Genomic DNA, 25,574 nt, shown 5'->3' with positions numbered 1-25,574 from the left:
CACGGGAGATGCTCATGAAGATTCGCGAACTCGCTCACCAATGGGAGCAGCAGGCCACCACCTCCGGCACCACCCGCAGCTACCGCCTCGACCTGGAAGTCGAGACCGCGGCCCGTCTCGAGGCGCTCTGCGAACTCTATCCCCAGCGCACGCCCGAAGCCCTGCTCGGCGAGTTGCTGGCGGCCGCCTTCGAAGAACTGGAAGCCAGTTTCCCCTACGTGCAGGGCGAGGAAGTGGTGGCCACCGATGAACTCGGCGACCCCCTCTATGCCGATGCCGGCACCACGCCGCGCTTCCTGGAACTGGCGCGCAAGCACCTGCATCGCCTGCAGTCCGAAACGGCCGGCTAGCCGCCGACCTGCAGCTTTACCTACGCCGCTACCGCTCTGCCAAGGGCCTCCGCGCATGGCGAAATTCGATAGCCAGTGAACATTTTTGCCGGATGAGCGGTCACAGAGTCAGACCGCAGCGCTGGACGAGGGCTGGTTACCAGTACCCGTCACGGCCCCTTGGGGACGGATCGGACTTGCTTCCACGTGCGGCTTTCAACTGACCAGGCGCCCGCCCTGCCCGTGCCGGCGGCGCGCTTTTCGGATCAACAACGGAGCTTGAATCCATGAAGAGTGCCACTGCCCAAAAGTCCCTTTCCAAAGCCTGCACCCTGAAACTTGCAGCCCTTGCCCTGGGCAGCTCGCTGTTGCTGGCCGGTTGCGCCGGCAATCCGCCGACCGCCCAGATGGCCGTGACCCAGTCCGCCGTCAACGAAGCCGTGAGCGGCGGCGGCAACCAGTTCGCCCCCATCGAGACCAAGTCGGCCCAGGACAAGTGGACCCAGGCCCAGACCGCCCTCTCCAACGAGAAGTACGACGAAGCCAAGCAACTGGCCGAGCAGGCCGAGTGGGATGCCCGCCTGGCCACCCGCAAGACCCAGGCCGCCAAGGCCGACGCCGCACTCAAGGATGCCCAGAACAGCATCCAGCAGATCCGTGAGGAAGGTCAGATCAACCTGCAGCTCCAGCAGAACCTGCAGAAGAAGGTCCAGCAGTAAGCGACCGCCCCTTTCCTCCCTTCACGAATTCAAAGGACGACCATCATGCGTAAACACATTCTGATCCCTGCCGTGTCGCTGCTCAGCCTGGCCCTGGCCGCCTGCTCCACGCCGCCCAACCCGAATCTGGAACAGGCCAAGTCCGACTATTCGGCGCTGGAATCCCAGCCCCAGGCCGCCCAGCTGGCCGCCCTGGAAACCAAGGACGCCGGTGCCTGGCTGCAGAAGGCCGAGAAGGCCTACAAGGACGGTGAAAACGAGAAGACCGTCGACCAGCTGGCCTACCTGACCAACCAGCGCATCCAGACGGCCATGCAGACCATCAAGCTGCGCATGACCGAAGCCCAGATGCAGAATGTCGATGCCGAGCGCACCCAGGCCCGCCTGGACGCCCGTACCGCCCAGCTCAAGCAGCTGCAGGACGCCCTGCAGGCCAAGCAGACCGAGCGCGGCACCGTGGTGACCTTCGGCAATGTGCTGTTCGACTTCAACAAGGCCGAACTCAAGCCCCAGGGCTACGCCAATGCCCAGAAGCTGGCCGAGTACCTGAAGCAGAATCCCGAGCGCAAGGTGATCGTCGAGGGTTATACCGACAGCGTCGGCAGTGACTCCTACAACCAGCAGCTGTCCGAGCGTCGCGCCCAGGCCATCCAGACCGCCCTGGTCAGCGCCGGTGTCGAGCCGAGCCGCATCCAGACCCGTGGCTATGGCAAGGCCTTCCCGGTGGCCAGCAACAGCAACGCCTCCGACCGCGCCCTGAACCGTCGCGTGGAAGTGACCATCTCCAACGATGCCAACCCCGTCGCCCCGCGCATGTAATGACTGCGTGAAGCTCAAGGACCCCGCCCAGGCGGGGTCTTTTTTTGCCTGCGGTCCGGCTAGCGGCGCTTGCCACCCAGCAGGGAGCCAAGCAACCCCCGAACCAGCTGCCGTCCGAGCTGATTGGCCGCCTGGCGAGCCGCGCTCTTGAGTGCATTTCCCGCGAGTTCGCCCACCAGATCGCTAAGGGCACCGCCCTGCCCGGCCTTGGTCCGTGCCGCTGCCGGCGCCTCCGTCGGTACCCGCTCGGCCTGACGCTCGCGCAGGATCTCGTAGGCCGATTCGCGATCCACGGCCCGGTCATAGCGACCCGCCTGGGGCGACTGGCGGATCAGCGTCTGGCGCTCGGCTTCGCTCAGCGGGCCGACCCGGGATTGCGGCGGGGCGATGGCCACGCGCTGGACCAGCGCCGGCGTGCCCTTGTCTTCCAGGCTGCCCACCAGGGCCTCACCGATGCCCAGCTCGGTCAGCACCTGCAGGCTGTCGAACGCCGGATTGGGCCGGAAGCCGTCAGCCACCGCGCGCAGGGCCTTCTGCTCCCGGGCGGTGAAGGCGCGCAAGCCGTGCTGGATGCGCAATCCCAGCTGGGCGAGGATGGCGTCCGGCAGGTCGCTGGGCGACTGGGTGACGAAATAGACGCCAACGCCCTTGGAGCGGATCAGTCGCACCACCTGCTCCAGGCGATCGCGCAGGGCCTTGGGGGTGTCGCCAAACAGCAGATGGGCCTCGTCGAAGAACAGCGCCAGCACCGGCTTATCGGCATCGCCACGCTCGGGCAGTTGCTCGAACAACTCGGCCAGCAGCCAGATCAGAAAGGTGGCATAGACCTTGGGCGCCTCGTGCACCAGGCGACTGGCGTCGAGCAGATGAATGCGTCCGCGGCCGTCGGCCTCCGGGCGCAGCACGGCTTCCAGCTGCAGCGCCGGCTCGCCGAAGAAGGCCTCGGCGCCCTGCTGTTCCAGGGTCGCCAGCCGGCGCAGCAGCGCCTGGGCCGAGGCGCCGGCGAACAGCGCGCGGTCTTCGCCCAGGGCCTCGGGCTGTTCGCGCAGGTGATTGAGGACGGCCTTGAGGTCCTTGAGATCGAGCAGCAGCAGGCCTTCGCGATCGGCCACCTTGAAGGCGGCGTGCAAGGCGGCCTGCTGGCTGTCGGTCAGCTCCAGCAGATTGCCCAGCAGCAGCGGGCCCATCTCGCTCAGGGTGGTACGCAGCGGATGACCGCGCTTGCCGTCGACGTCCCAGAGGGTGACCGGATAGGCCTGGGGCTGGTGCGGCAGACCCTGGGCGGTGATGCGCTCGGCCAGCTTGCCCTGAGGCGCGCCGGCCGCGCCGAGGCCGCAGAGATCGCCCTTGATGTCGGCGGCGAAGACGGTGACGCCAGCGTCGCTGAAGGCTTCGGCGAGGCGCTGCAGGGTCACGGTCTTGCCGGTGCCGGTGGCGCCAGCGATCAGACCGTGCCGATTGGCCAGCTTGAGCGGATGACCGAGCGGTTGGCCAGCGTGCGGGGCGGTGTTCGGGTCGGCAGAAACGGCAGTACCAAGGATCAGCAGGGGCGTCGAGGGCATGGCGCAGCTCCGTAGCGGTTCTGCGCCCAGCTTAACCCGGGAGTCCGCGCTCAGGTACGGTTGCGAATCCGCTCGACGATGGCGGTGGTGGAGCTGTTTTCCACCAGGCCGAGGATGCGTACCTCGCCACCATAGGCCTGCACGATCTGGGCGCCGACCACCTCTTCGACGCTCTTGTAGTCACCACCCTTGACCAGCACATCCGGACGCACCTGCTCCAGCAGGCGCTCCGGGGTGTTCTCGCTGAAGGGGATGACCCAGTCCACCGCGCCGAGGCCGGCGAGTACCGCCATGCGCCGGTCGACGCTGTTGATCGGCCGGCCCGGGCCCTTGAGGCGGGTCACGGAGGCGTCGTCGTTGACCGCCACGATCAGGCGATCGCCCTGGGCCCGCGCCTGTTCCAGGTAGGTCACGTGACCGGCGTGGAGGATGTCGAAGCAGCCGTTGGTGAAGACGATCTTCTCGCCGTGGGCGCGGGCGTCCTCGATGGCCAGCTGCAGCTGTTCCAGGGTCAGGACGCCGCGCTCGGAGCCTTCCGAACGCTGCACCGCGCGCCGCAGCTCGGGGGCGCTGATGGCGGCGGTACCCAGCTTGCCGACGACGATGCCGGCAGCCAGGTTGGCCAGCCCCACGGCCTGGGGCAGGTCTTCACCGGCGGCCAGGGCAGCGGCCAGGGTGGAAATCACGGTGTCGCCCGCGCCGGTGACATCGAACACTTCGCGCGCACGCGCGGGCAGATGCACGGCCGGCTGAGCGGGACGCAGCAGGGTCATGCCGTGCTCGCCGCGGGTCACCAGCAGCGCCCCCAGATCCAGGCGCGCCATCAGTTCGCTGCCCTTGGCCACCAGCTCGGCGTCGTCGGCGCAGACGCCGACGATGGCTTCGAATTCGGAGAGATTCGGCGTGATCAGGCTGGCGCCGCGATAGATGGAAAAGTCCTTGCCCTTGGGATCGGCCAGCACCGGGATGTTGCGCGCCCGCGCCAGCTGGATGAGGGCCTGGTGATTCTTCAGGGCGCCCTTGCCGTAGTCGGACAGCACCAGCACCTTGACCCCGGCCAGCATGGCGGCGGTGTCCGAGGCCAGCGCCTGGGCATCGGTGTCGAAGGGCTCTTCGAAGTCGACCCGGATCAGTTGCTGATGGCGACTCATGATGCGCAACTTGACGATGGTCGGCTGCTGGGCGATGCGCTGGAAGCGCACCTGCACATGGGCCGCTCTCAGGCTGTCGGTGAGGGCATCGGCGGCTTCGTCCTGGCCGGTGACGCCGACCAGATAGGCCGGCGCGCCCAGGGCGGCGATGTTGAGGGCGACGTTGGCCGCGCCACCGGGACGATCCTCGTGCTGGTCAACGCGCACCACGGGTACCGGTGCCTCGGGCGAGATCCGCGAGGTGGTGCCGTGCCAGTAGCGGTCGAGCATCACGTCGCCGACCACCAGGACCGGCGCGAGATCGAAGCGAGGCATGGTCAGCTTCATAGGGACAGGCTCCAAAGCGCGAAAATGGCGGCGATCATAGCATAGGGGCCCAGGCGTCCCGGAAGCGCCTGCCAGCGGGAGATGCCGGGTTCAGAGCTCGTCGCGGCGGTCTATCCAGAACAGCTCGTGACGGCGTACGGCCTTGCGAAAGAACTCGTCTTCGCCGGTGCGCGGCCAGCGGCGTCCGGCCAGCAGCCACTGGATGGCCCGACGCAGGCGTTTCTTCGCCGGCAGCGGCACCAGCAGGTCGTGCTGCATACCCAGGGCCATGGCCTTGTCCAGCCGTCGCTCGGGGGTCAGCAGCGGACTCCAGGGCACCAGGGGCGCGGGCGTCTCGATGGCCGGCGGCAGGGCGATGCCGCCTTCGGCCGGGCCCATGGGCCAGCGGTCGTTGTCGTGCAGGTGGTTGGCGTAGAGCAGTTCGAGTTCGGGCTGCCACTGGCTCAACGTCAGGGCTTCGCGCAGGGCCTGGGTACTGGCCACGTGATCGGCATGGGGATCGATCTGCGGATGCGGCAGCACCACCACCTCGGGACGGAAGTGCTCCAGCAGGGCCACCAGATCGGCCACCAGATTGCGCCAAGTGGGGGCGCCGTCGACATCGCCGGGCAGTTGCAGGGGATTGTGGCGCCGGGCGCTATGCACATCGCTGTCGCCGGACTCGCGGGAGCCGAAGGTGTCTTCCGGCGCCTGGCGCATGGCCGGCAATTGCAGGCAGTAGTAACCCAACTGCACGCAGCGCTCCGGCGGTACCCCACCCCACAGCGGCGTGACTAGGCTGTCCCAGGTGCGCAGCCGCCCCTTGAGCCGGGCCGCGGCCTGGCGATCGAGGCCCAGGCGCTGATAGTGCCCGGCCTCGATCTCGCCCTGGGTCAGGGTGACGATGCTGGCTTCCCGCGCCTGGCTGTAGAGGCCGAACGCCGCCAGTTCGGCGTCGTCGGCGTGGGGCGCGATGACCATGACGCTCTTGCTGCGGAAATCCGGCTGGGCGAAGACGTGCAGACGCAACTCGCCCTGCAACCGGCAGAAGCGCGTCCAGAGGTGCAACTCGCCACGCCGCAGGGCTTCGGCGTAGCCACTGAGATTGACATAGCGCCGCCCGGCCACGCCGCGCTCGAAGTCCTGGCGATCGCCTTCGTCACCAGCGCGCAGGTGCACCCGGGGATCCAGCAGGCGACCAAGCCAGCCGGCCCGCAGCCGACCTTCCAGGAACAGCGTCAGCTCGCCCGGCGGCAATTCCACCGCGGCCAGTCGACCGTGCTCCAGATGCAGGCCCAGCACCAGGGTGTCGGCGGGGAACTGGTAGCTGTAGTTGTCGCGCGGCGAATAGAAGAGATGGTCGGCGAACCAGGCCTCGTGGCCGAGCCAGACCAGCAGCGCCAGCAGCGGCGCGCTCCACCAGGGCCCGAGCGCCAGGCAACCGAGCAGCACGACGGCGATGACCACCAGGACCAGCCGCTTGTGACGGCGGTGACGCTTGAGCAGGGTTTGTTTGCGGGCGGTCATCTCAGCTCTCGAAGACGGTGACGCGGTGGCACCAGCGGTCCTTGTAGTCGCGATCGGCGCGGCCGAAGGAATAGCGCAACGCCTTGCCGAGGGCGCGGGCATCCTGCCAGGCGGCCTGGGTGTTCAGATAGGTGAGGACGCTGCCGGGACTCAGGTCGCTGGCAGCCGGATCGACACCGCCGTTGACGTATTCGACGCTGATCCATTCGGGCGCCTCCACCCGATAGAGCACCTGGATCGCCACCGGACGTTCGCCGAGCATGAGCAGCGAGCCGGTCATGAATTCCCGCAGCAGGCCGAACACCTCGGCCAGCCGGGCCTTGCCCGGCACCTCGAAGCCCCAGCGCGCCTCGAACAGCTCGGCATAGATCCGTGCCTGCTCGGTGCTGTCCAGCTCGGCCATGGGGACCACGCGCCCACCGGCGTCTTCGAACAGGCGCTGCTCGCGACGCTGGTTGTAGCGGAATTTCTTCGACCAGGCTTCCGGCTCGCGGAGCATGGCCAGTTCTTCGCTCTGCCGGCGCAGACCGGCGAAACGCTCGTCGCACAGGGGCGACAGATAGCGGGCGCGCTGCCGCAGGGGCGCTGCGCTACCCGGAGCGGCTGGCAGGATGATCTCGGCGTTGCCCAGGTCGAACAGGGCACGCTGGCGGCGCTTCTTCAGCACCGTACGTGACAGCGCCAGCTCGCGCCCCCAGCAGGGCACCGCGGCCTGCAGGCCATCCGCGCCGGGCCAGCCCAGGTAGCGCACCGGAATCCCGGCCAGTCCGGCCAGCCGGTCGACCACCTCGGGGTGGCTGGCGACGCTGCCGCCATGGCACTGCCAGGCGGCGGCGTAGTCGGCGGCGGAAATGGTCGTCCAGCCGCGCTCACGCCAGAAACGGAATCTATTCAGCATTCGATCGTCGGCGCCGGCGGCACGACCTCCTCGAATTGCTTGGCGTGCAGGCGCGCATAGTAGCCGTTCAGCGCCAGCAGCTCACTGTGGCTGCCGCGCTCGACGATGCGGCCATGGTCCATCACCAGGATCAGGTCGGCCTTCTCGATGGTGGAGAGGCGGTGGGCGATCACCAGGGTGGTCCGGCCCTGCATGACGCGATCCAGCGCCGCCTGGATGTGGCGTTCGGATTCGGTGTCCAGCGCCGAGGTGGCTTCGTCGAGGATCAGCAGCGGCGCGTTTTTTAGCAGCGCCCGGGCGATGGCCAGGCGCTGGCGCTGGCCGCCGGAGAGCAGCACGCCGTTCTCGCCGACCTGGGTGTCGTACTGCTGCGGCAGGCGCTGGATGAATTCGTCGGCATAGGCCGCCTCGGCCGCCGCCCTGACCTGCTCCATCGGCGCCCCGGCCAGATCGCCATAGGCAATGTTGTTGGTGACGCTGTCGTTGAACAGGGTGACGTGCTGGGTCACCAGGGCGATGTGCCGGCGCAGGTTGGTCAGCCGATAGTCCTGGATCTCCAGGCCGTCGAGGAGGATCTCGCCCTGCTCGTGCTGGTAGAAACGGGGGATGAGGTTGGCCAGGGTCGACTTGCCGCTGCCGGAACGGCCCACCAGGGCCACCATCTGGCCGGGCTCGGCGACGAAGTCGATGCCTTCCAGCACCGGCTTGTCGGTGCCCGGGTAGCGGAAGGTCAGATTGCGCACCTCCAGCCGACCCTGGACGCGCTCGCGTTCTTCACGGCCTTCATCGCGTTCGGCGGGCTCGTCGAGCTGCTCGAAGATGCTTTCCGCACCGGCCACGCCGCGCTGGATGGTGGAGCTGACCTCGGAGAGCTGGCGGATCGGCTTGGGCAGCAGGCCGGCCATGGTGATGTAGGCCACCAGGTCACCGGCGGAGGCTTCGCCGCGCAGCCAGAGCACCAGGAACATCAGCACCGCCATGGCGGAATAGATGACCAGCTGCAGCATGGGCGTATAGACCGCGCCGGTCTTGGTCATGGTCAGCTGCTTGTCGGTGTTGGCCAGACTGGAATCGAGGAAGCGCCGTTGCTCGTAGGTCTCGCCGCCGAAGCTGCGCACCACCCGATAGCCCTGGATGGCCTCGGAGGTGATGTGGGTGACGTCGCCCATGGCCGACTGGATCTTGCTGCTCTGCTTGCGGAACTTACGACTGGCGCTGGTCACCATCAGGGCGATCAGCGGCAGGATGGCCACCATCACCAGGGTCAGCTTCCAGTTCATCCACAGCAGCGAGGCGAACAGGAAGACCACGGTCATGCCTTCGCGGATCACCACCTTGATCGCCTCGGTGGCGGCGCCGGTCACCATGGTGACGTTGAAGGTGATGCGCGAGATCAGGTGACCCGAGTTGTTGGCATCGAAGTAGCGATTGGGCAGGCGCAGCATGTGGTTGAACAGCGCCACCCGCAGGTCGTGCACCAGGCCGAGGGAGACCCGCGCCAGGAAGTAGTTGCCGAGAAAGGAACCGACCCCCTGCCAGGCGGCGATCAGGATGATCATCAGCGGCACCGCCTGCACCAGGTGCAGGCCACCGACGATGGGCCAGCCCGGGAACATGGAGGCGTTGGGGTTGTTCAGGCCATCGACGAAGTACTTGAGGATGCCCGCCAGCATCGGCTGGGTGGAGGCGAAGATCAGAAAGCCGACGATACTCAGGGCGAACATGCCGATGTAGGGCCGCACGTAGCCGAGCAGGCGGAAATAGATCTTCAGACTGGAGGTCTGCGCAGGGGAGTCTTGGCTCATGGTCTCGTCGTGACGCAAAAGCGCCATGTTAACACGCACCCGCCGCCGACCCAGCGGCGGGATTTTCCGCTAGGCTCTGCACGAAAAGTCGTCGAGCGAAGGTCAGGCGAGGCGAAAAAGGCCGAGGAAGCGGAGTCTATGAGCGGTAAATGAGCATTCCGCATGTCTTTTTCAACGAAGCATCACCGAGCGCAGACTCTTTTCGTACAGAGCCCAGGCTTGCCCTCCCCCGCCCCGGAACACCTATCATGCCGCCGCTGATCGCCACCTTCGCCGAACTCAAGGATTACTGGCGCCTGGAGGTGCTGGACGCACCCGGCAAGCCCTTGCGACTCAAGCGTCTGCTCCGGCGCGTCACCGCGGGAGAGAGTCCGAGCTTCCTGTTCTGGTATCGCCTGGCGCAATTCCTCTACTGCCGCCCGCGCGGCCTGCTCAACTACCGCAAGCTGGCGGAGCGGATCAATCGCCGGCTGATCCGTCGGCACAATATCGAGATCCTGCTGGGCGCCCGTATCGGCCCCGGGCTGCGCCTGCCCCATCGCATGGGTATCTGCGTGTCGAATCTGGCGGTGATCGGCCGCAACGTGATGATCCGCCAGCACACCACCATCGGCATCAAGAGCGACGATCCGGCGCAACTGGTCGGCATCTTCATTGGCGACAATGTCAGCCTTGGCGCCCACGTCTGCATCGTCGGCGACCACCTGACCATCGGCGACAACGTGGTGGTTGGCGCCGGCGCCCTGGTGATGCGCGACATCCCCGCCGACAGCCTCTACTACAGTCGCCACGAGGCGGTGATCCGTCCGCTGCCGGGCGCTACGCCCGGGGATGGCGCCCCCTGAGGATGGTCCGCAGCATCTGCGGCAGCACGCTGTACAAATACGGCCGATTGCCCAACAGCTGCCGCCCCAGGTAGCGCAGCACCTTGCCGCGCGAGGCGCCCTTGTAGTGCAGGCGCAGCAGCAGGGCGACATAGAACTTCTCGATGTCGCGAAAGCGCCGCTGGGCCGGAGTTTCCGCTTCCAGTTCGGACAGCGAATGGTCGAGGATGCCCGCGCAGCGCAGCGCCACCGGCTCGTCCCGCGCCAGCGCCTGCACCCGCAGGAAAAAGGACACGTCGACGCCATAGAGGGCGAAGCGCTCGTCGAAGACATCGCCGTGGCGGGCCGCGATACGCGCGGCCAGGCCCTGCGTCAGGCACAGGCCCGAACTGATGGTCACGGTGGCCTGGGGATCCAGGGGTCCCTCTGCGGTCACCACCGCCTTGTACTGGTGGGGATAGCGGATGGTGCCCGCCCCCAGCACCAGGGGTACCAGCAACTCGGCGTCCTGGCCAAGCGCCTGCAGAAAGCGCCCGTCCACCACGGTGTCCTGGTCGAAGATCACCAGCCGCTCGGCGCCCAGCCGCAGTGCCTGGTTGTAGACCCGACTCAGGGGCGGATTGCCGAGGTCTTCCTCGATCAGGACCGTCGTCCAACCCGGGGCTGCCAGCAGCGCCTGGCGCTCCGCGTCCTCCAGCGTCCGGGGGCCGTTGTTCCAGACCAGCAGGGCGCTGTCGGCCGGCAGGCTGGCCGGGGGCTGGGCCAGCAGGCTGTCAAGGGTGGCCGACTCCGCGGGACGCAAGCCATAGAGGACGACGAGAAAGAGCGTTCGCATGGAGTTCCCTGGGGATCGCGGCCTAGCCGCGCACCCGCTTGCGCAGATAGTCGAGGGCCGCGCCGGCTTCGTCGGCCAGGTGCGGACGCGGCAGGTCGTTGGGCCAGATGCCTTCGGCGAAGGCCTGGCGATCGCCGCCGCCGAGACGCTCGCTCAGCGCCCGCTCCCACCAGACGTGGCGACAGGCACGGGCATAGCTGTCCTGGGGCGCCAGGCAGCCATAGAGCAGCTTGCGCCCCAGGCTCGCCCGTTGCTTGTCCAGGCCGGCCAGCTGCCACTTCACCCGCAACCGGGTCCAGACATCTGGCAGCGGCTTGGTCAGTGGCACCTCCTGCCAGTGCTGCTGCAGCGCCGGCGAAAAGTCCTCGCCATAGCGCTCGAAGAAGTGCGCCAGCATGAAGTGCAGAAAGCGCTTTTCCGCGTAGTAGTGGCGCACGGGGCCGCGCGCCTCGCCGATGGCCAGATCCGCCAGGCTGAACGACAGGGCGATCTGCTCCAGGGTATGGACCTCCTCGTCGTGGCCATGCCAGTCGTCGATCAGGGCGATGGCCTGCTCGACCCGCGGCAGATGGACCCGCGCCAGACCACAGACGCCGCTGTTGTAGAGCCGGGTCTCTTCCGCCGGCTCCTGGCCACGCGCGGCCAGGGCCGCCGCGAAGCGGGCGAATTCCGGGCGGGTACGGGCCTTGCGCCAGGACCACTCCTCGATGTCCAGCAGCCCGCGTCCGCTGTCGATGCCGTCAAACAACGACGCTAGCGGCGCCTGGACCACGGTGTCGCTGTCCAGGAACAGGGTCCTGTCGGCCCGCGGCAAGGCCCAGGCGATGGCGCAGGCCTTGCTGCGGTGCAGATAGCCGTGCTGCCCCTGCCACTCCCTGAGCGTCGCGGCCTCGATGGCCACTACTTCCGCCGGCCAGCCGCGATAGTCCTGCGGCCGATCGGTCAGGATACGGAGGGCGATGTCCTGGCCCTGCCGCCAGTGCAGGGCGCTGAGCAGGCTGAACTTCAGCTCCTGCCGATAGGCCTGGGCACCGCCGTAGACGAAATACAGGAGTTGGCGTGTGGGGCGCATGTAAAGCTGCCGGCAAAAATCTGATTCTAGCAACAAGCGGCCGGATAGGTCGCAGGGGTCACTTCACAGCCTGCCACCTTCGGGTAACATGCACGCCCTGACGTTGACGGGTCCTGCATGAAGCCTCTCGAACATTCGCGCTATCTCGAACTGCGCGACGCCGCCCAGGTAGTGGAAGCCGATCACCATGGCGACAAGGTCCTGCGCCTCACCGATGGCAGCTATCTCAAGCTCTTTCGCCGCAAGCGGCTGCTGACCTCGGCGGCGCTGTTTCCCTATGCCCAGCGCTTTGCCGACAACGCCCGCCAACTGGCCGAGCGCGGCATTCCCTGTCCGCAGGTGCTGGAGGTCTATCGCGCCGCCTCGCTGCAGCGCGATCTGGTGCACTACAGCCCGCTGCCGGGCGCCACCCTGCGCCAGCTGCGCACCTCGGACGAGGCCGCGGCGCTGCGCCCCGCCCTGGGTCGCTTCATGGCCGAATTGCACGACAGTGGCGTCTACTTCCGCTCGCTGCACCTGGGCAACGTGGTGCTGACGCCAGAAGGCGAACTGGGCCTGATCGACATCGCCGATCTGCGCTGTCATGCGCGGCGTCTGCCGCTGCGCCTGCGGGTGCGCAACTTCCATCACCTGCTGCGCTACGGCGAAGACCGCGACTGGCTGTTCGAACCCGGTCGCGAACCCTTCCTCAGGGCCTATGCCGAAGCCTGCCGCCAGCCCCTGGACTGGCGCGAACTCGACCGGCAGCTGCAGGACTAGATCAGGACTGGACCGGCACCGCCTGTCCCAGCGCCAGCTTGCGCCGGCGTTGCACCTCGGCGCCGACGATCATCGCCGCGGGCAACAGCACCAGCGGCCACAACTCGTCCGGATTGCCGATCAGCTTGGCGCCGTCGAAATTGAGCATCAGCAGAGCCACGGCCAGATAGAGTCCCCAGGGATCGCGCTGGCGCAGGGCCGCGCCCAGGCTGGCCAGCATCAGCACGCCGAAGATCAGCAGCGACACCAGGCCGGTGTAGATGCCGAAGGAGACGAAGATGTTGTGCGGGTGCTGGATGGCCTCGGTGCCATGCAGCAGGTCGTGACTCTGGTAACCCAGGCCGCAGCCCAGCCACCAGCCGCAGGACTCCCAGTCCTTGATCATGAAGTGGAACAGCTCGATGCGTCCGGAATCCGCCCGGCCCCAGAAGGCGACGAACCAGGCTTCGGTATGCACCACCTGGACCACTCCGGCGATCAGGGCACTGACCAGGACGACCAGCGCCAGGGTGCGCAGCGGAAAGCGCGGAAAGGCGAAGAGCACGCCGAGGGCGGCCAGGAAGCCGATGCCCACCAGGCCGGTACGGGTCTGCAGGGCGAAGGAGATGCCGACGATGCTGACCACCACCGCCGCCAGCAACTCGATCCAGCGACGCTCGCGGATCCAGGTGGGCGCGGCCAGGCCGCCCAGGCAGACCATCCAGATGCTCACATAGATGGGATTGGAGATGCGTCCCGGCAGGTGGATGACCCGCTGGCCGACGGCATAGTGGCCGGTCAGCCAGAACACCAGGCTGGAGCCCACGGCATAGGCGCAGACCACCCAGAAGGCTAGGCGTACGAGGCCGGGGCGACGAAAGAAGTCGCCATCCACCAGGCAGGCCACGGTCAGCACGAACAGCAGCACATAGAGGATGTGCTTGAAGAACTGCCCCTCTTCGGCCCGTGCCCCCGGCACGATGAACCAGGCGAGAAACACCAGCCAGAGCAGCAGCAGCGGCGAGCGCCAGTCGATCAGCCGCGGCCGCAGCACGAAGAGGATCAGCGCCGGCAGGGCGATCGCCGCATAGAAGTAGCTGTTGATCCACTTGGCCGTGGGGATGCACAGGTAGGCGGCCATGAACACCAGCACCGCCAGGGTGAAATAACGACTCTGCTGCAGGCGATCGAGCAAGGGTGTCACCACAACAGGGCTCCCAGGAGTGCGCCGACCAGGAAGGCCAGTGCCAGTTTGATGCGTTCCATCCGCCGGCGCTTCTGCTTGTCGTTGCGGTCCTTGTCGCTGACCACGTGCTGGCCGAAGCCGGTATGCAGCACGGCATCGTTTTCCAGGATCAGCGCGTGGCGCTGGGCGTCGGCATAGCGCCGGGACAGTTCCTTCTCGCCGCTCAGGTCGCCATAGGGGGCGTGCAGCAGGTAGTCGGCGCGCCGGCGCAGACCGGGATTGAAGGAAAAGCCCTGCCATTCGGGCTTGTGCGAGCCGACTTCGTAAAAGGCGATACCGGCATGCACCTGCCGCGACTTGAGATAGACGTAGGGGCTGTGGATCGCCAGGTCATGGGCATGGCTGCGCAGCCAGACCTGCAGCGCCTGGGGATCGGCCTCCAGCAGCGCCTGGGAGTCCTCGATGAAGCCCGGGCGATAGAAGGCCCAGTCGTCTTCGCAGTGGAAGATCCAGCTGGTCTCGACCCGGGCATAGGCGGCGTCGACACTGCGCATCTGGCCAAGCTTGGGATTGTTGACGATGAACTCGGTGTGTTCGCGCCAATGGGCGGGGATGCAGTCGCGTACCGCCTCGTCACCGGAATCTTCGGTGATGAAGACGCGGCGGATGGGCGCGGTGTTGAATTCGTCGAAGGTCGCCAGCGTCTGCCGCAGCAGGTCGAAGCGCCCGCAACTGGTGACGACCACGGAGATGTCGCTGTCGGCGGAAAACTGCACGTTCTACCCTTTCTGCCAGTTGAGTCGAAAGCCGGACCTCGGGCAGCGCATCAGCGTCCCAGCCTGCCGAGCAGGCGGTGCAGGAACCCCGGAGCGACTGCCGGTCGCAGCGCTGGGGTTATAGCCGAAACGATGCGCTCACCCAAGTGGCCGAAAGCGAAAGAGTGACGCGCCAGGGCCTCTCCAGCCCTGGCGATGGTCGCGGCGTGCGCCGGATCGCCGCGCAGCCGGGCGAGTTTCTCGCGCAACTCGTCCAGCGAGCGATAGAGCACCACGTTGACGCCATCCGCGAAACCCAGGGCGCGGTTCTCCTCTTCACCCTGATCGAAGGTGAAGAGCACGCAGCCGCAGGCCATGGCCTCGAAGTTCTTGATCATGTATTCGCCCATGCCGACATCGGCGCCAACGAAGTAGCGGATGCGGTTGAGGGTCTGCAGGTATTCGTCGCCCGAGCGGGTCTTGGTGATCAGCAGCGGCTCGACCTTGGCCAGGTCTTCCAGCAATTGCTTGCGCCCGCTGTAGGCCACGCTGCCGAGGCTGCCGACGAAGCCCAGTTCGATGTCGCGTTCGAGCCCCAGGTCGCGCAGCCGGCTGTCGTCGTAGCCCTTGGGCACGAAGTGGGCGTCCACCCCCTCCTCCTGCAGCCGCCGCGCCACGCCGGCGCCGGAGACCAGCACCCGGACGTGGGGCATGGCCCGGTAGTAGCGGCTGAATTTGCCGGTGTACTTGCAGGGGATGAAATTCTGGTAGGCGTCGTGCTCCAGCTCCACCAGATTGGGCAGGCTGCGGATGAAGGCGACCTGCCTGAGCTGCTTCTTGAATCTGAGAAACAGCAGGATGCGATCGTATTGCTCGGGCTGGGGCACCGCGCGGCGGAAATAGCCGCGCAGATCGGCCTGTTCCTCGTCACTCAGCCAGCGCAGGTCGCACTCGCAGTGGGCGGCGATGCTGGCATAGAAGTGGCCCAGCAGGATGCGTTGCTCCTTCTGGACCAGGAACAGGACTTTCACGGCGCCGGGGCCTTGAAGGCGGCGACCATCGGCAGGCGCCAGAAGTCACGGCGCACGGCCTCGTCGGAGAAGCGTTCGGCCAGGCGCTCGCGCATGTGCTGCACGCAGGCGCGTCTCTGGCTCGGCGCCAGGCGGCCGAGGTGCTGCAGGCCCTGGCCGAGGGCTTCGGCGTCGCCGAGGGGAAAGAGGAAGCCGACCCCCTCGACGATCTCCCGCGCGCCACCGCAGGAAGTGGCGATCAGCGGGACGCCGGCGGCCATGGCCTCCAGCAGGACCATGCCGAAGGGCTCGTGGTCGGAACTCAGGGCGAAGACGTCGAAAGCCTTGAAATAGCGCCGGGCGCCGTCCACCTGACCAAGGAACAGCACCCGGTCGGCGATGGCCAGTTCGCGGGCCAGGTCCTTGAGGTCTTCTTCCAGGCGGCCCTTGCCGAGGATCGCCAGCAGGGCATTGGCCGGCAGATTCGGCAGGGCGGCGGCGAAGCCGCGCAGCAGGGTGGCCTGGTCCTTGTCCGGATGCAGGCGACCGACGTTGCCGACGATCCAGGCGTCCTGGGGCAGCTTGAGCCCGGCGCGGGCCTCGTCGGCCGGCAGTAGTTCGCGTTCCACCGCCTCGACGTCCAGACGGTTGTAGAGGGTCTCGATGCGCTCGGCCGGCCAGTCCTTGAGGCGCTGGCGCAACTCGTCGCGTACCGCGTCGGAAACGCCCAGCAGGGTCAGGCGCTTGCTCATCAGCTTGGCGAACAACCGCCGGCCGAGCCGGTCGTAGTCGCCAAAGGCATGGTGGACGCCGATCACCGGCAGAATGGTGGCCAGGCAGGCGATCCAGATCGGCTTGAATCTATGGGCGATGACGAAGCGGATACCGCGCGAGCGGACGATCTCGCGCAGCGCCTGGATGGCGCCGAGCTTGAGGCCCCGCACGTCCTTGGAGGAATACTCGAGGAACAGCACCTCGTCGCTACCGCAGCCGGCGGCCACCTCGGCATCGGCCGTGCCGGTGAGAAAGACCGTGGTGACGCGATAGCCGCTGCCCGCGAAGAGGCTGGCGGTCTGGCGGGCGCAGTCGAGGAAGGGACCGTCGTAGCCATGACAGAACTGCAGCACCCGCGGTTCGGCGGAACGCGTCATAGGCCGGCCCCCTCCTTGATCACCAGGACGTCTTCCATGATCAGGTACTGCAGGTCCGAGCCGAAGAACATGTTCAGGGCATCGGTGGGCGAGCAGACCATGGGTTCGCCGCGACGGTTGAGCGAGGTATTGAGGGAGACGCCGTTGCCGGTTAGCTTTTCCAGCTCGACCATGAGGTCGTACCAGCGCGGATTATGCCGGCGCTCCAGCACCTGGGCGCGGGAGGTGCCGTCTTCGTGGACCACCTCGGGCACCCGGCTCTTCCATTCCTCGTTGACCTCGAAGGTAAAGGTCATGAAGGGCGAGGGATGGTCGACCTTGAGCATCTGCGGCGCCACGGTATCGAGCATGGACGGGCAGAAGGGCCGCCAGCGCTCGCGGAACTTGATCTGGGCGTTGATGCGATCGGCCACGCCCGGCACGCTGGGGCAGCCGATGATGGAACGACCGCCCAGAGCGCGCGGACCGAATTCCAGGCGACCCTGGAACCAGGCCACCGGATTGCCGGCCACCATGATCTCGGCGATGCGCTGGGGCATGTTGTCGATCCGCTCCCACTTGGGTGCATTGGGATGGCGGGCGCAGGCGGCGATGACGTCTTCGTTGCTGTAGCCGGGACCGAGATAGACGTGCTCCATCTTCTCCACCGGCACGCCACGGGCGTGGGAGACGTAGGCGGCAGCGCCGACGGCGGTGCCGGCGTCGCCCGAGGCGGGCTGGACGAACAGCTCCTTGACCTCGGGACGGGCGATGATCTTCTGGTTGAGCTTGACGTTGAGCGCGCAGCCGCCGGCAAAGGCGATCTTCCCGGTCTGGCGGATGATGTCGCCCAGGTAGTAGTCCATCATCTCCAGCGCCAGGCGTTCGAACAGTGCCTGCATGCTGGCGGCATAGTGGATGTAGGGATCGTCGGCGATGTCGCCTTCACGCTTGGGTCCCAGCCACTCGATCAGCTTGGGCGAGAAGTAGTAGCCCTTGCCCTTTTCCTTGTAGCGGCGGAAGCCGATGACGTTGGCGTAGTCGGTGTTGATGATCAGCTCGCCGTTCTCGAATTTCGCCAGGCGCGAGAAATCGTACTTGCTGGCATCGCCATAGGGCGCCATGCCCATGACCTTGAATTCGCCGTCGAGCATCTCGAAGCCGAGGAATTCGGTGAGGGCGCCATAGAGGCCACCCAGGGAGTCCGGGTCGTAGAACTCCTTGATCTTGTGGATCTTGCCGTTCTCGCCGTAGCCGAAGAAGGTGGTGGCGTACTCGCCCTTGCCGTCGATGCCGAGGATCGCGGTCTTTTCGCTGAAACCCGAGCAGTGGTAGGCACTGGAGGCATGGGCCAGGTGGTGCTCGACGGCTTCCAGCTTGACCTTCTTCAGGTCGAAGCCGAGCTGCACCAGGCACCACTCGATGCGCTTCTGGTAGCGGTGGTAGCGACGATTGCCGAACAGGATGGCGTCCAGGGCGCGATCCGGGGCGTAGGCATAGCGCTTGGCGTAGTGCCAGCGGGCTTCGCCGAAGAGACTGATGGGCGCATAGGGAATGGCCACCACGTCGACATCGGCGGGGCTGATCCCGGCCTGTTCCAGGCAGAACTTGGCCGACTCGTAGGGCATGCGATTCTTGGCATGCTTGTCGCGCACGAAGCGTTCTTCTTCCACCGCGGCGATCAGCTTGCCGTCGATATAGAGCGCGGCGGAGGGATCGTGGCTGAGGGCGCCGGACAGGCCAAGGACGGTCAGGGACACAGGTAAAGCCTCTGTACAGGGCGAAGCCAGAGGAGTTCGCCGGGGTTTCGCGAGGCCGCTGCAGGCCCGCCTCGCCTCAAAAACGGCGAATTATAGCCGTTCAGGCAGGCCACGGGTAATGGCCGCACGCCGGAGCGGGGCCTAGCGCACGGCGATTCAGCCCCGGTACAGATGGCGGGTCGGCGCTCAGGCTGGCGGCAGGCGCTCGTCGAGCAGGCGATGCAGGGCGCTGTCGGCCGGCCAGTTGCGCAGCAGCCGGGCGCGGTCGCGGGCATAGGCGGCGGCGTAGGCACGGTCGCTGCCATGGGCCTGGAGGGCGTCGAGGTCGATCACCAGCCAGCGACCTTCATGCCAGATCAGGTTGGTGCCCTTGAAATCGCCATGGCCGAGGCGCTCGCGACGCAGGGCGTCGACCAGCGCCAGCAGGGCCTCCAGCTCGACCGCGGGTGGCGCCGACTGCACATAGGGCGCGAAGCGCTCCAGCAGATTGGGCCCGTCGACGAAGGGCGTCACCAGATAGGCGCGCCCGCGCAGGCCGAGAAAGCGGCGCTCGCGCACGGCCAGCGGCTCGGGAGTGGGAATGCCGAGGAATCGCAGCCGATGCCCTTCGCGCCAGCTGTGCCAGGCTCGGCTCGGTCGCCAGAAGCGCGTCAGCCAATGGCCGAAGCCCTTGATGTTGTATCTCTTGAGCACCAGGTCCTGGTCCTGCCACTGCACGCGGGCCACGGTGGCGGCGCCGCCGTCCTTGAAGGTCGGCAGGCCGGCCAGGGCGGCGTCGGGATCGGCCAGCAGGCCTTCCAGGCGACTCAGCCAGGTGCGCCGCACGGCGATCAGGCCAAAGGCGCTGCGGGTAACGGCGAACAGGGTGCATTCCCGGCCGCTCTTCCTCAGGTAGTCGGCCAGGCGCCAGCGGCGGATCTCGGCGATACGCGCCAGCAGAGCTTCCAGGCGCAGGGCGTGTTCGGCATTGACCAGCAGGTAGTGGATCAGCAGCTCTTCCAGCTGAGCATCCAGGGCGGCCGGCAACTGGGCGAAGAACACCGCCAGATTCTCCTGCACCCGCGCCTGGGACAGTGGCTGGCCGACGGTCTCGGCCTGGATGTCCGCCGCGTCTATGACCAGGGCGGCGCCGTCCTTGACCAGCAGGTTGTCCAGGTGCAGATCGGCTTGCCAGAGCCCCTGGGCATGCAGCCGCGCCAGGGTGGCGAGGGCCGCGCCGAGCAACGCGTCCTGTGCCGGCGACAGGGGCGGCTCGGTGACGAGCGGCTGCCAGAGCTGCTCGACGCTGGGCGCCGCCTCGATGAAGTCGAACAGCAGCCAGGCGCCCTGCCCGCTCGCCTCGCCGCTCTCCAGCAGCGTGGGGGTCGGCGCCGCGGCGGCCGCCAGCAGGCGGCAACCCTCGCGCTCGCGGGCGAATTGCCGACTCGCGCGCTCGCCGACCAGCAGCTTGGCCAGCACCCGCCGGCCCTGCCAACGGGCCTCGCCGACATAGCGCTGACCGGGCAGCACCCTGAGCAGCGACAGCAGTTCCAACTCGCCACTGGGCAGTTCGATGCGCAACGGCAGGGTCGGCGCACGACCGGCCTTGGTCAGTTGCTCCAGGGTCATGCCTTGCGCTCCTTGTGGCGGCGACGCCCGGCCAGACGCCGACTCCAGTCGCGCACGGCGACGCTGTCCAGCGGCTGGTCCAGATAACTCGCCAGCAGGCGGGCGATGTCCTGCTCGCGCCATTGCGGCGCGCGGCGCAGCAGGGGTTCGAGATCGCGCAGGCGATCGCGCCGGCCGAACAGCAGCGGCCGGGTCTTTTCCAGATCGATCAGCCGCGCGGCCAGGCCTTCGCCCTGACGCTGCAGGAACAAATGCTTGGGATAGAAGCAGCCGTGCACCTGGCCGGCGCCGTGCAGCTGGCGAGCCAGTTCGCCGACGGCGACCAGCACCGCCTGGCGCTCCTCGGTGGCCAGGTGCGCCCAGACACGCAACCAGCTGTCGAGATCGCGCCAGTCATCCAGCGCCCGGGTCAGCAGGATGGCGCGCCAACCCTGGTCATCGCGGCGCTCGCCGTAATAGGCCAGCTCCAGCGCCGGGATGCCGCGCTCGGCGTAGCGGCGGATGTTGCGATTCTCGCGGGCGAAGGTCGGCTCGCCCAGCGGGCGGGCCAGGGTGCGGGTCAGGTAGTCGCGCTGGCGCTTGAGGTAGTAGCCATGGCCGCCAACGTCCAGGCGAAACACCTGGCTGAAACCGCCGCGTCCCTGGTTGGGTTCGTCCACCGCGGTCAGCTCCAGCGCCCACAGCGCCGCGAAGCTGTCCAGGCCCTGGCCGGCCAGCACGGCCCGATCCTCGGCCGCCCACACCTCGTTCATTCCCGCCCCTTGAAATAGTCCAGTACCTCGCGGATGCGCCCCTTGTCGTTGTCGCTGAGGCGCGCGCGACCGCGGTATTGCAGATAGAACCTGAGGCGCTGGGTGCGCGACAGCTGGTACTTGGCCACCTTGTCCAGACAGGCCAGGTCCTTGACGATGCGCCAACGCAGCCAGTGGCCGACCCAGAAGGCGCCGGCCGGGCAGTCGATGAGATAGAGCACGCCCTGACCATCCACCAGCAGGTTGCGCCACTTGAGATCGTTATGGACGAAATGGTGGTCGTGCAGGGTACGGGTCGCCGAGGCCAGCTGACGGCTGACGTTGTCCACCCACACCCGGTCGCGCAGCCGCGGATCCTCGCGCCTGGCCAGCTCGGCGAGGTCCAGGGTGTCGGGAATCTCGCGGGTGATCATGGCGCCGCGGGCGAAGCCCCGGGGCGAGCGCTCCATCCCCCAGGCCACCACCGGCGCGGTGGCGATGCCCCACTTGGCGAAACGCTTGAGATTCTGCCATTCGGCCTTGACCCGCGGCCGCCCGACATAGCGCCGCAGCCCCTTGCCGGCGCCGTGGTAGCGCTTGACGTAGTAGCGGATGCCGTCGCGCTCGATGCGCACCACTTCCGACAGCGGATCGCTGGTCAGGCGTTCGCCGTCGAGGGCGAACACCGCTTCCAGGGTGGCGAATTCGGGCAGGTGGGCAACGCTGGAATCGATGCGCCAGTCAGCCATCAGAGCCGGTCCCCGTAGCGTTCCTTGCGCTCCAGCAAGGCGGCGGCCTTGCGTTCCAGACGCGCCAGCAGCGGCGCCTCGTCGCGCAGGATCTCGCGCAGCGGCCGCTGGAAGTAGCCCTGCAGGAAGCGCAGGAAGTCGCGCTGCGTCAGGCCGATGCCCAGGGCGGAGAAATACAGCCCGGCCAGGTCCTTGTCGCGCCAGCGCCGGGGCACCTGGGTGCGGCACTGGGCGCGGTGCAGGTCGATCAGCCACAGTCGCAGATTGGCCACGGTGACCGGCTGGGCGGTGTCGAGCAGGAAATGGCAGATGTAGCAATCGCGATGGTTGACGCCCGCCCGGTGCATGGCCCCGGTCATGCGCGCCACCTCGGCGATCAGCGCCCGCTTGAGCAGGGGCTCGGGCGGCTGGCGGAGCCAGTCGAGGCTGAAGTCTTCGAGGCTGACGGTGGGCGCCAGCTCCTCGGTGATGATGAAGGAGTGCTGGGTCGCCGGATTGGCGCCGCGCTCGCCGAAGGCCACCGCGGTCATGGTCGGCACACCGACCTGGTGCAGCCGCTCGATGGCCTGCCATTCCTGGCGCGCACCCAGCACCGGCTGCTTGGCCTGCAGCAGATTCTTGGCGATCTCGCCCCAGCCGATGCCGCGGTGGATCTTGACGAAGTAGCCACGACCGGCCACCTCGGTGCGCAGGGTGCGGCGTCCGTCCAGCTCGCGATAGACCTGGCCCTGCAGGGCCTCCACGGCGACGAAGGGATCCTGGCCGGCCCAGCGGCTGGCGAAGGGCTCACGCAATTGCAGGGTCATGCCACCCCCAGGATGACATCGGCGGCGCGTTCGGGCAGCGAATAGAGATCGGCGCTGGCGGCGAAGGCCAGGCCATTGCGGCCCTGCACCGCGCGGCGCTCGGGATCGGCCAGCAGCTCGGCGAGCATCCGGTCCAGGGTCTCCTGGACGAAGGGCGACGGCACCACCGCGCCGGCGCGGGCCTCGTCGATGTAGTGGGCATAGCCGCAGACATCGGTGACCAGCACCGGCAGCCCGGCGACCAGCGCCTCCAGCAGCACGGTGCCGGTGTTTTCGTTGTAGGCCGGATGGATCAGCAGATCGGCGCCGAGCAGGAAGCGCGGGATGTCGCTGCGCCCCTTGAGGATCTCGACCCGCTCGCTCACGCCCAGCGCCTTGGCCTGCAGCAGGAAGGGCTTGGGATCGTCCTGGCCGATGGCGAACAGCCGGGTGCGCTTGCGCAACTCCTTGGGCAAAGAGGCCAGGGCGCGCAGGCTGCGATCCAGGCCCTTGGTCTTGAAGCCGGAACCGATCTGCACCAGCAGCAGCTCGCCCTCCTCCAGCCCGAATTCGCGCCGGAAGTCGGCGCGGATCTCGGCGGCGTTGGCCGGCGCGCGACGATCGGCGGCGATGCCCGGCGGCAGGAGGTGGAAGCGCGGCGTCGGCGTGCCGTAGTGCTTGACGAACAGCGGCTGCTGCACCTCGGAGATCATCAGGATCTCGGTCGACGACTCGGGGGCGAACACCGCGCGCTCGTATTCGGCGAAATGGCGATAGCGACCCCACTGGCGATACAGCGGATTGCGCAGGGTCTGGGCCTTGTCCTCGAAGCAGGGATCGGCGGCGTAATAGACGTCCAGCCCCGGCATCTTGTTGAAGCCGATCACCCGGTCCACCGGATCGCGGGCGAGGTCGGCCTGCAGCCAGGCGTGGAATTTCTCGTTGCGTCGGTGATTGAACAGGGCGCTGACCCTGGCCACCCGCACGTCGAAGCCCTCCGGCACCGGGCCTTCCCAGATCAGGGTGTAGACGCGGATGGCATGGCCCCGGCGCTGGCACTCCTGGGCGATGCGCAGGAAGTCCCGCTGCAGGCCGCCAAAGGGAAAGTACTTGTAGAGCACGAAAGCCAGGGTCATGCGGGGAGGTCTTCCAACAGCAGGGTTTCCAGTTCCAGTTCAACCCGCTCCGGGGTCAGGGCGGCGAGACTGGCCGATGGCTGATCGCGCGGCTCGTCGGTGCCGTCCAGCCCCACGGCGCTCAGGTGCACCTGGGAGCGGCCATAGGCGCCGACCTTCTTCGGACTGGTCGGGCCATAGAGCGACACGGTGGGCACGTCCAGGGCCGCGGCCAGATGACCGAGGCCGGTATCCACCGCCACGCAGGCACGGGCGCCGGCCAGCACCTTGGCCACCCCGGCGAGATTCAGTCGCGGCAGCACCTGGACGCCATCCAGGCCGTCGGCGACACGTTCGGCACGGGCATGTTCCGCCTCGTTGCCCCACAACAGTCGCACCGGCCAGTCCAGTTGGCTCATGCGCTCGGCCAGTTCGCGCCAGTGGGCCTCGGGCCAGTGCTTGCTGACCCAGGTGGTGCCGTGCAGGAACACCACATAGGGCGTCTCGTTGGGACCGGCCAGGCGTTGCCGATCCAGGCCGTAGTCACCCACGCCCGCCGGCAGCGGATAGTCCAGGGCCTGGGCGAACAGCTGGCGGATCCGCTCCAGGGCGTGCTGCCCCTTGGCGACATGATAGCGCTCGTCATAGAAGCGGCTGGCCAGGGGCTCGCGGGCGGAGTTGCGGTCGAGACCGGCCACCGGCGCCTCGGCGTAGCGGGTCAGCCAGGCGCTCTTGAGCAGGCCCTGGGCATCGATCACCCGGTCATAGCGCTGCTCGCGCACGCGCGCCTTGAATTCGCCCCACTCGCCACTGGCCCAGGCGGAAAAGGGCTGCTTGCGCCAGCGGCGCAGGGCCACCGGGATCACCTGGCTCACGGCCGGGTGCCAGGCGGGAATCTCGGCGAAGCCCTCCTCCACCACCCAGTCGAAGCAGATGCCGGGGATGGCCCGCGCCGCATCGGTCAGGGCCGGCAGGGTATGGATGACATCGCCGAGGGAGGAGGTCTTGATCAGCAGCACGCGCATCTAGCCCACCTCGATCGGATCGGCGACCAGGCGGCCGAGCGCCTCCTGCACCAGACTCGGCTGCAGCAGGCGCAGACAATCGTAATGGCCGAAACGACAGGTACGGTCGAAGCAGGGACTGCATTCCAGCCCCAGGCGCACCACCTCGACCTGGCTGGCCAGCGGCGGCGTGAAGCCCGGCGAGGTGGAGCCATAGACCGCCACCAGCGGGCGATCCAGGGCGGCGGCCACGTGCATCAGGCCGGAATCGTTGCTGATGACCGCACCGGCACAGGAAAGCAGGTCGATGGCCTCGGCCAGGGAAGTACGCCCGGCGAGGTTGTAGACATCCTCCTCGAAACCGGGGGTGACCCACTCGCGGATCTCTTCGCCACCGGGAGCGTCCTTCTGCGAGCCGAACAGCCAGACCTGCCAGCCCTGACGCAGCCGGGCATCCGCCACGGCGGCGTAGTGCTCGGCCGGCCAGCGCTTGGCCTCGCCGAATTCGGCGCCCGGGCAGAGCGCCAGCACCGGCCGGTCCAGGCTCAGGCCGAAGCGCTCCAGGGCGGCGTCACGGCTGGCCGGGTCGATGGCCAGCCGTGGCTCGGGATAGGGTTTGGGCAACTCCGCACCGGGCGCGTAAGCCAGCGCCATGAAGCGCTCGATCATCAGCGGATAGCGCGCCTTGTCGAGGGTGCGGATGTCGTTGAGCAGGCCGAATCTCATCTCGCCGCGCCAACCGGTACGCTTGGGGATGCCGGCGAAATAGGGCACCAGCGCCGACTTCAGCGAGTTGGGCAACAGGATCGCCTGGTCATAGCGACCGCGCAGCTGCTGGCCGATGCGCCGGCGGGTGGCCAGCTCGAAGGCGCCGTGGCCGAGGGGAAAGCTCAGGGCTTCGCGCACCTCGGGCATGCGCTCGAGCAGCGGGCGACTCCACTCGGGGGCGAGGACGTCGATCTGGCAGTCGGGATGCTGGCGCTTGAGGCAGACGAAGAGGGTCTGCGCCATCACCATGTCGCCGACCCAACTGGGTCCGATGATCAGAATATTCATGCTGGAAGGCGATCGGCACCTAGCGGGTGGCCGACTCCCACTCCCTCAGGCCCGGCCTGATCGAAAGCTCGCGCACGGACATCGACATCTTGCCTCTCCT

At 67.6% G+C, this 25,574-nt stretch carries 24 protein-coding genes; 5 read left to right on the top strand and 19 right to left on the bottom strand.

Annotation, left to right across the window (positions count from 1 at the left end; translation table 11 throughout):
* Nucleotides 1-14: 14 nt before the first annotated feature.
* From OMP44_RS22415 to lptF, 3 genes are all read left to right on the top strand, one after another.
* Nucleotides 15-350, top strand: a complete 336-nt coding sequence (locus tag OMP44_RS22415; protein WP_133862969.1) for a pilin assembly protein — start codon at nt 15-17, stop codon at nt 348-350.
* A gap of 266 nt (nt 351-616) precedes the next feature.
* Nucleotides 617-1,048 carry a DUF4398 domain-containing protein gene (locus tag OMP44_RS22410; RefSeq protein ID WP_133862970.1) on the top strand — a complete coding sequence of 144 codons (432 nt, stop codon included), beginning with the start codon at nt 617-619 and terminating at the stop codon, nt 1,046-1,048.
* A 45-nt stretch (nt 1,049-1,093) separates the two neighbouring features.
* On the top strand, nt 1,094-1,867 hold the full coding sequence (lptF, locus tag OMP44_RS22405; RefSeq protein ID WP_133862971.1) for a lipotoxin F family OmpA-related lipoprotein LptF: 774 nt from the start codon (nt 1,094-1,096) through the stop codon (nt 1,865-1,867).
* A gap of 59 nt (nt 1,868-1,926) precedes the next feature.
* Here the strand turns inward: lptF and OMP44_RS22400 are convergent, their stop codons facing one another.
* From OMP44_RS22400 to msbA, 5 genes are all read right to left on the bottom strand, one after another.
* Complete coding sequence (locus OMP44_RS22400; protein WP_280311373.1) at nt 1,927-3,429, bottom strand: helicase HerA-like domain-containing protein; 1,503 nt, start codon at nt 3,427-3,429, stop codon at nt 1,927-1,929.
* Between the two features lie 50 nt (nt 3,430-3,479).
* The gene (gene hldE / locus OMP44_RS22395) at nt 3,480-4,907 is read right to left on the bottom strand and encodes a bifunctional D-glycero-beta-D-manno-heptose-7-phosphate kinase/D-glycero-beta-D-manno-heptose 1-phosphate adenylyltransferase HldE (RefSeq protein WP_187978477.1); all 1,428 of its coding nucleotides are present in this window, start codon (nt 4,905-4,907) and stop codon (nt 3,480-3,482) included.
* 90 nt (nt 4,908-4,997) lie between these two features.
* Nucleotides 4,998-6,413 (bottom strand): PIG-L deacetylase family protein, encoded by a 1,416-nt coding sequence (locus OMP44_RS22390; protein WP_280311370.1) that lies wholly within the window; start codon nt 6,411-6,413, stop codon nt 4,998-5,000.
* A 1-nt stretch (nt 6,414) separates the two neighbouring features.
* Nucleotides 6,415-7,311: a GNAT family N-acetyltransferase gene (locus tag OMP44_RS22385; protein WP_280311368.1), complete on the bottom strand. Its 897-nt coding sequence runs from the start codon at nt 7,309-7,311 to the stop codon at nt 6,415-6,417.
* Nucleotides 7,305-9,116 carry a lipid A export permease/ATP-binding protein MsbA gene (msbA, locus tag OMP44_RS22380; RefSeq protein ID WP_280311366.1) on the bottom strand — a complete coding sequence of 604 codons (1,812 nt, stop codon included), beginning with the start codon at nt 9,114-9,116 and terminating at the stop codon, nt 7,305-7,307. The genes OMP44_RS22385 and msbA overlap by 7 nt, the downstream gene beginning before the upstream one ends.
* A 248-nt stretch (nt 9,117-9,364) precedes the next feature.
* Here msbA and OMP44_RS22375 point away from each other — a divergent pair, with 248 nt between their 5' ends.
* On the top strand, nt 9,365-9,961 hold the full coding sequence (locus OMP44_RS22375; protein ID WP_280311364.1) for a serine acetyltransferase: 597 nt from the start codon (nt 9,365-9,367) through the stop codon (nt 9,959-9,961).
* Here OMP44_RS22375 and OMP44_RS22370 read toward each other — a convergent pair.
* Together OMP44_RS22370 and OMP44_RS22365 are read right to left on the bottom strand one after the other, a co-directional pair.
* Nucleotides 9,936-10,775 carry a glycosyltransferase family protein gene (locus OMP44_RS22370; RefSeq protein ID WP_280311362.1) on the bottom strand — a complete coding sequence of 280 codons (840 nt, stop codon included), beginning with the start codon at nt 10,773-10,775 and terminating at the stop codon, nt 9,936-9,938. The genes OMP44_RS22375 and OMP44_RS22370 overlap by 26 nt on opposite strands.
* Nucleotides 10,776-10,797: 22 nt before the next feature.
* A complete protein-coding gene (locus OMP44_RS22365) occupies nt 10,798-11,847 on the bottom strand; it encodes a hypothetical protein (protein WP_093253871.1) in 1,050 nt (349 codons plus the stop codon).
* A 117-nt stretch (nt 11,848-11,964) separates the two neighbouring features.
* On the opposite strand from OMP44_RS22365, the gene OMP44_RS22360 reads away from it, so the two are divergent.
* Nucleotides 11,965-12,606, top strand: coding sequence for a lipopolysaccharide kinase InaA family protein (locus tag OMP44_RS22360; protein WP_280311359.1), 642 nt, complete (start codon nt 11,965-11,967; stop codon nt 12,604-12,606).
* Nucleotide 12,607: 1 nt separating this feature from the next.
* Here the strand turns inward: OMP44_RS22360 and OMP44_RS22355 are convergent, their stop codons facing one another.
* The 12 genes from OMP44_RS22355 to waaF form a co-directional block, all read right to left on the bottom strand.
* Entirely contained in the window at nt 12,608-13,780 is a 1,173-nt protein-coding gene (locus OMP44_RS22355) for an O-antigen ligase family protein (RefSeq protein WP_222613579.1), read from the bottom strand.
* Nucleotides 13,781-13,785: 5 nt separating this feature from the next.
* Entirely contained in the window at nt 13,786-14,547 is a 762-nt protein-coding gene (locus tag OMP44_RS22350) for a glycosyltransferase family 2 protein (protein WP_017640113.1), read from the bottom strand.
* 50 nt (nt 14,548-14,597) lie between these two features.
* Nucleotides 14,598-15,557 carry a glycosyltransferase family protein gene (locus OMP44_RS22345; RefSeq protein ID WP_280311355.1) on the bottom strand — a complete coding sequence of 320 codons (960 nt, stop codon included), beginning with the start codon at nt 15,555-15,557 and terminating at the stop codon, nt 14,598-14,600.
* Entirely contained in the window at nt 15,554-16,687 is a 1,134-nt protein-coding gene (locus tag OMP44_RS22340; protein ID WP_280311353.1) for a glycosyltransferase, read from the bottom strand. Before OMP44_RS22340 ends, OMP44_RS22345 begins: the two co-directional genes overlap by 4 nt.
* Nucleotides 16,684-18,426: a carbamoyltransferase family protein gene (locus tag OMP44_RS22335; RefSeq protein ID WP_133862983.1), complete on the bottom strand. Its 1,743-nt coding sequence runs from the start codon at nt 18,424-18,426 to the stop codon at nt 16,684-16,686. The genes OMP44_RS22340 and OMP44_RS22335 overlap by 4 nt, the downstream gene beginning before the upstream one ends.
* Nucleotides 18,427-18,612: 186 nt before the next feature.
* On the bottom strand, nt 18,613-20,034 hold the full coding sequence (locus OMP44_RS22330) for a lipopolysaccharide kinase InaA family protein (RefSeq protein ID WP_280311350.1): 1,422 nt from the start codon (nt 20,032-20,034) through the stop codon (nt 18,613-18,615).
* Nucleotides 20,031-20,786: a lipopolysaccharide kinase InaA family protein gene (locus tag OMP44_RS22325; RefSeq protein WP_280311348.1), complete on the bottom strand. Its 756-nt coding sequence runs from the start codon at nt 20,784-20,786 to the stop codon at nt 20,031-20,033. The genes OMP44_RS22330 and OMP44_RS22325 overlap by 4 nt, the downstream gene beginning before the upstream one ends.
* Nucleotides 20,783-21,514, bottom strand: a complete 732-nt coding sequence (locus tag OMP44_RS22320; protein ID WP_280311346.1) for a lipopolysaccharide kinase InaA family protein — start codon at nt 21,512-21,514, stop codon at nt 20,783-20,785. The genes OMP44_RS22325 and OMP44_RS22320 overlap by 4 nt, the downstream gene beginning before the upstream one ends.
* Entirely contained in the window at nt 21,514-22,320 is an 807-nt protein-coding gene (rfaP, locus tag OMP44_RS22315; protein ID WP_280311344.1) for a lipopolysaccharide core heptose(I) kinase RfaP, read from the bottom strand. The genes OMP44_RS22320 and rfaP overlap by 1 nt, the downstream gene beginning before the upstream one ends.
* A complete protein-coding gene (locus OMP44_RS22310) occupies nt 22,317-23,435 on the bottom strand; it encodes a glycosyltransferase family 4 protein (protein ID WP_280311341.1) in 1,119 nt (372 codons plus the stop codon). Before OMP44_RS22310 ends, rfaP begins: the two co-directional genes overlap by 4 nt.
* A complete protein-coding gene (gene waaC, locus OMP44_RS22305; protein WP_280311339.1) occupies nt 23,432-24,439 on the bottom strand; it encodes a lipopolysaccharide heptosyltransferase I in 1,008 nt (335 codons plus the stop codon). The genes OMP44_RS22310 and waaC overlap by 4 nt, the downstream gene beginning before the upstream one ends.
* Entirely contained in the window at nt 24,440-25,474 is a 1,035-nt protein-coding gene (gene waaF, locus OMP44_RS22300; RefSeq protein WP_280311336.1) for a lipopolysaccharide heptosyltransferase II, read from the bottom strand. It lies immediately after the preceding gene.
* Nucleotides 25,475-25,574: the final 100 nt, after the last annotated feature.

The organism is Pseudomonas flavocrustae, from assembly GCF_029872515.1.
Lineage (GTDB): Bacteria > Pseudomonadota > Gammaproteobacteria > Pseudomonadales > Pseudomonadaceae > Chryseomonas > Chryseomonas aestiva.
The sequence above is the reverse complement of the archived record's forward strand: the minus strand, read 5'-3'. Positions and strand labels throughout refer to the sequence as shown.

What these genes read in the sequence shown, in the direction of transcription:
- OMP44_RS22415 (WP_133862969.1), top strand. Translation starts at nt 15, where the DNA reads ATGAAGATTCGCGAACTCGCTCACCAATGGGAGCAGCAGGCCACCACC.
- OMP44_RS22410 (WP_133862970.1), top strand. Translation starts at nt 617, where the DNA reads ATGAAGAGTGCCACTGCCCAAAAGTCCCTTTCCAAAGCCTGCACCCTG.
- lptF (WP_133862971.1), top strand. Translation starts at nt 1,094, where the DNA reads ATGCGTAAACACATTCTGATCCCTGCCGTGTCGCTGCTCAGCCTGGCC.
- OMP44_RS22400 (WP_280311373.1), bottom strand. Translation starts at nt 3,429, where the DNA reads ATGCCCTCGACGCCCCTGCTGATCCTTGGTACTGCCGTTTCTGCCGAC.
- hldE (WP_187978477.1), bottom strand. Translation starts at nt 4,907, where the DNA reads ATGAAGCTGACCATGCCTCGCTTCGATCTCGCGCCGGTCCTGGTGGTC.
- OMP44_RS22390 (WP_280311370.1), bottom strand. Translation starts at nt 6,413, where the DNA reads ATGACCGCCCGCAAACAAACCCTGCTCAAGCGTCACCGCCGTCACAAG.
- OMP44_RS22385 (WP_280311368.1), bottom strand. Translation starts at nt 7,311, where the DNA reads ATGCTGAATAGATTCCGTTTCTGGCGTGAGCGCGGCTGGACGACCATT.
- msbA (WP_280311366.1), bottom strand. Translation starts at nt 9,116, where the DNA reads ATGAGCCAAGACTCCCCTGCGCAGACCTCCAGTCTGAAGATCTATTTC.
- OMP44_RS22375 (WP_280311364.1), top strand. Translation starts at nt 9,365, where the DNA reads ATGCCGCCGCTGATCGCCACCTTCGCCGAACTCAAGGATTACTGGCGC.
- OMP44_RS22370 (WP_280311362.1), bottom strand. Translation starts at nt 10,775, where the DNA reads ATGCGAACGCTCTTTCTCGTCGTCCTCTATGGCTTGCGTCCCGCGGAG.
- OMP44_RS22365 (WP_093253871.1), bottom strand. Translation starts at nt 11,847, where the DNA reads ATGCGCCCCACACGCCAACTCCTGTATTTCGTCTACGGCGGTGCCCAG.
- OMP44_RS22360 (WP_280311359.1), top strand. Translation starts at nt 11,965, where the DNA reads ATGAAGCCTCTCGAACATTCGCGCTATCTCGAACTGCGCGACGCCGCC.
- OMP44_RS22340 (WP_280311353.1), bottom strand. Translation starts at nt 16,687, where the DNA reads ATGACGCGTTCCGCCGAACCGCGGGTGCTGCAGTTCTGTCATGGCTAC.
- OMP44_RS22330 (WP_280311350.1), bottom strand. Translation starts at nt 20,034, where the DNA reads ATGACCCTGGAGCAACTGACCAAGGCCGGTCGTGCGCCGACCCTGCCG.
- OMP44_RS22325 (WP_280311348.1), bottom strand. Translation starts at nt 20,786, where the DNA reads ATGAACGAGGTGTGGGCGGCCGAGGATCGGGCCGTGCTGGCCGGCCAG.
- OMP44_RS22320 (WP_280311346.1), bottom strand. Translation starts at nt 21,514, where the DNA reads ATGGCTGACTGGCGCATCGATTCCAGCGTTGCCCACCTGCCCGAATTC.
- rfaP (WP_280311344.1), bottom strand. Translation starts at nt 22,320, where the DNA reads ATGACCCTGCAATTGCGTGAGCCCTTCGCCAGCCGCTGGGCCGGCCAG.
- OMP44_RS22310 (WP_280311341.1), bottom strand. Translation starts at nt 23,435, where the DNA reads ATGACCCTGGCTTTCGTGCTCTACAAGTACTTTCCCTTTGGCGGCCTG.
- waaC (WP_280311339.1), bottom strand. Translation starts at nt 24,439, where the DNA reads ATGCGCGTGCTGCTGATCAAGACCTCCTCCCTCGGCGATGTCATCCAT.
- waaF (WP_280311336.1), bottom strand. Translation starts at nt 25,474, where the DNA reads ATGAATATTCTGATCATCGGACCCAGTTGGGTCGGCGACATGGTGATG.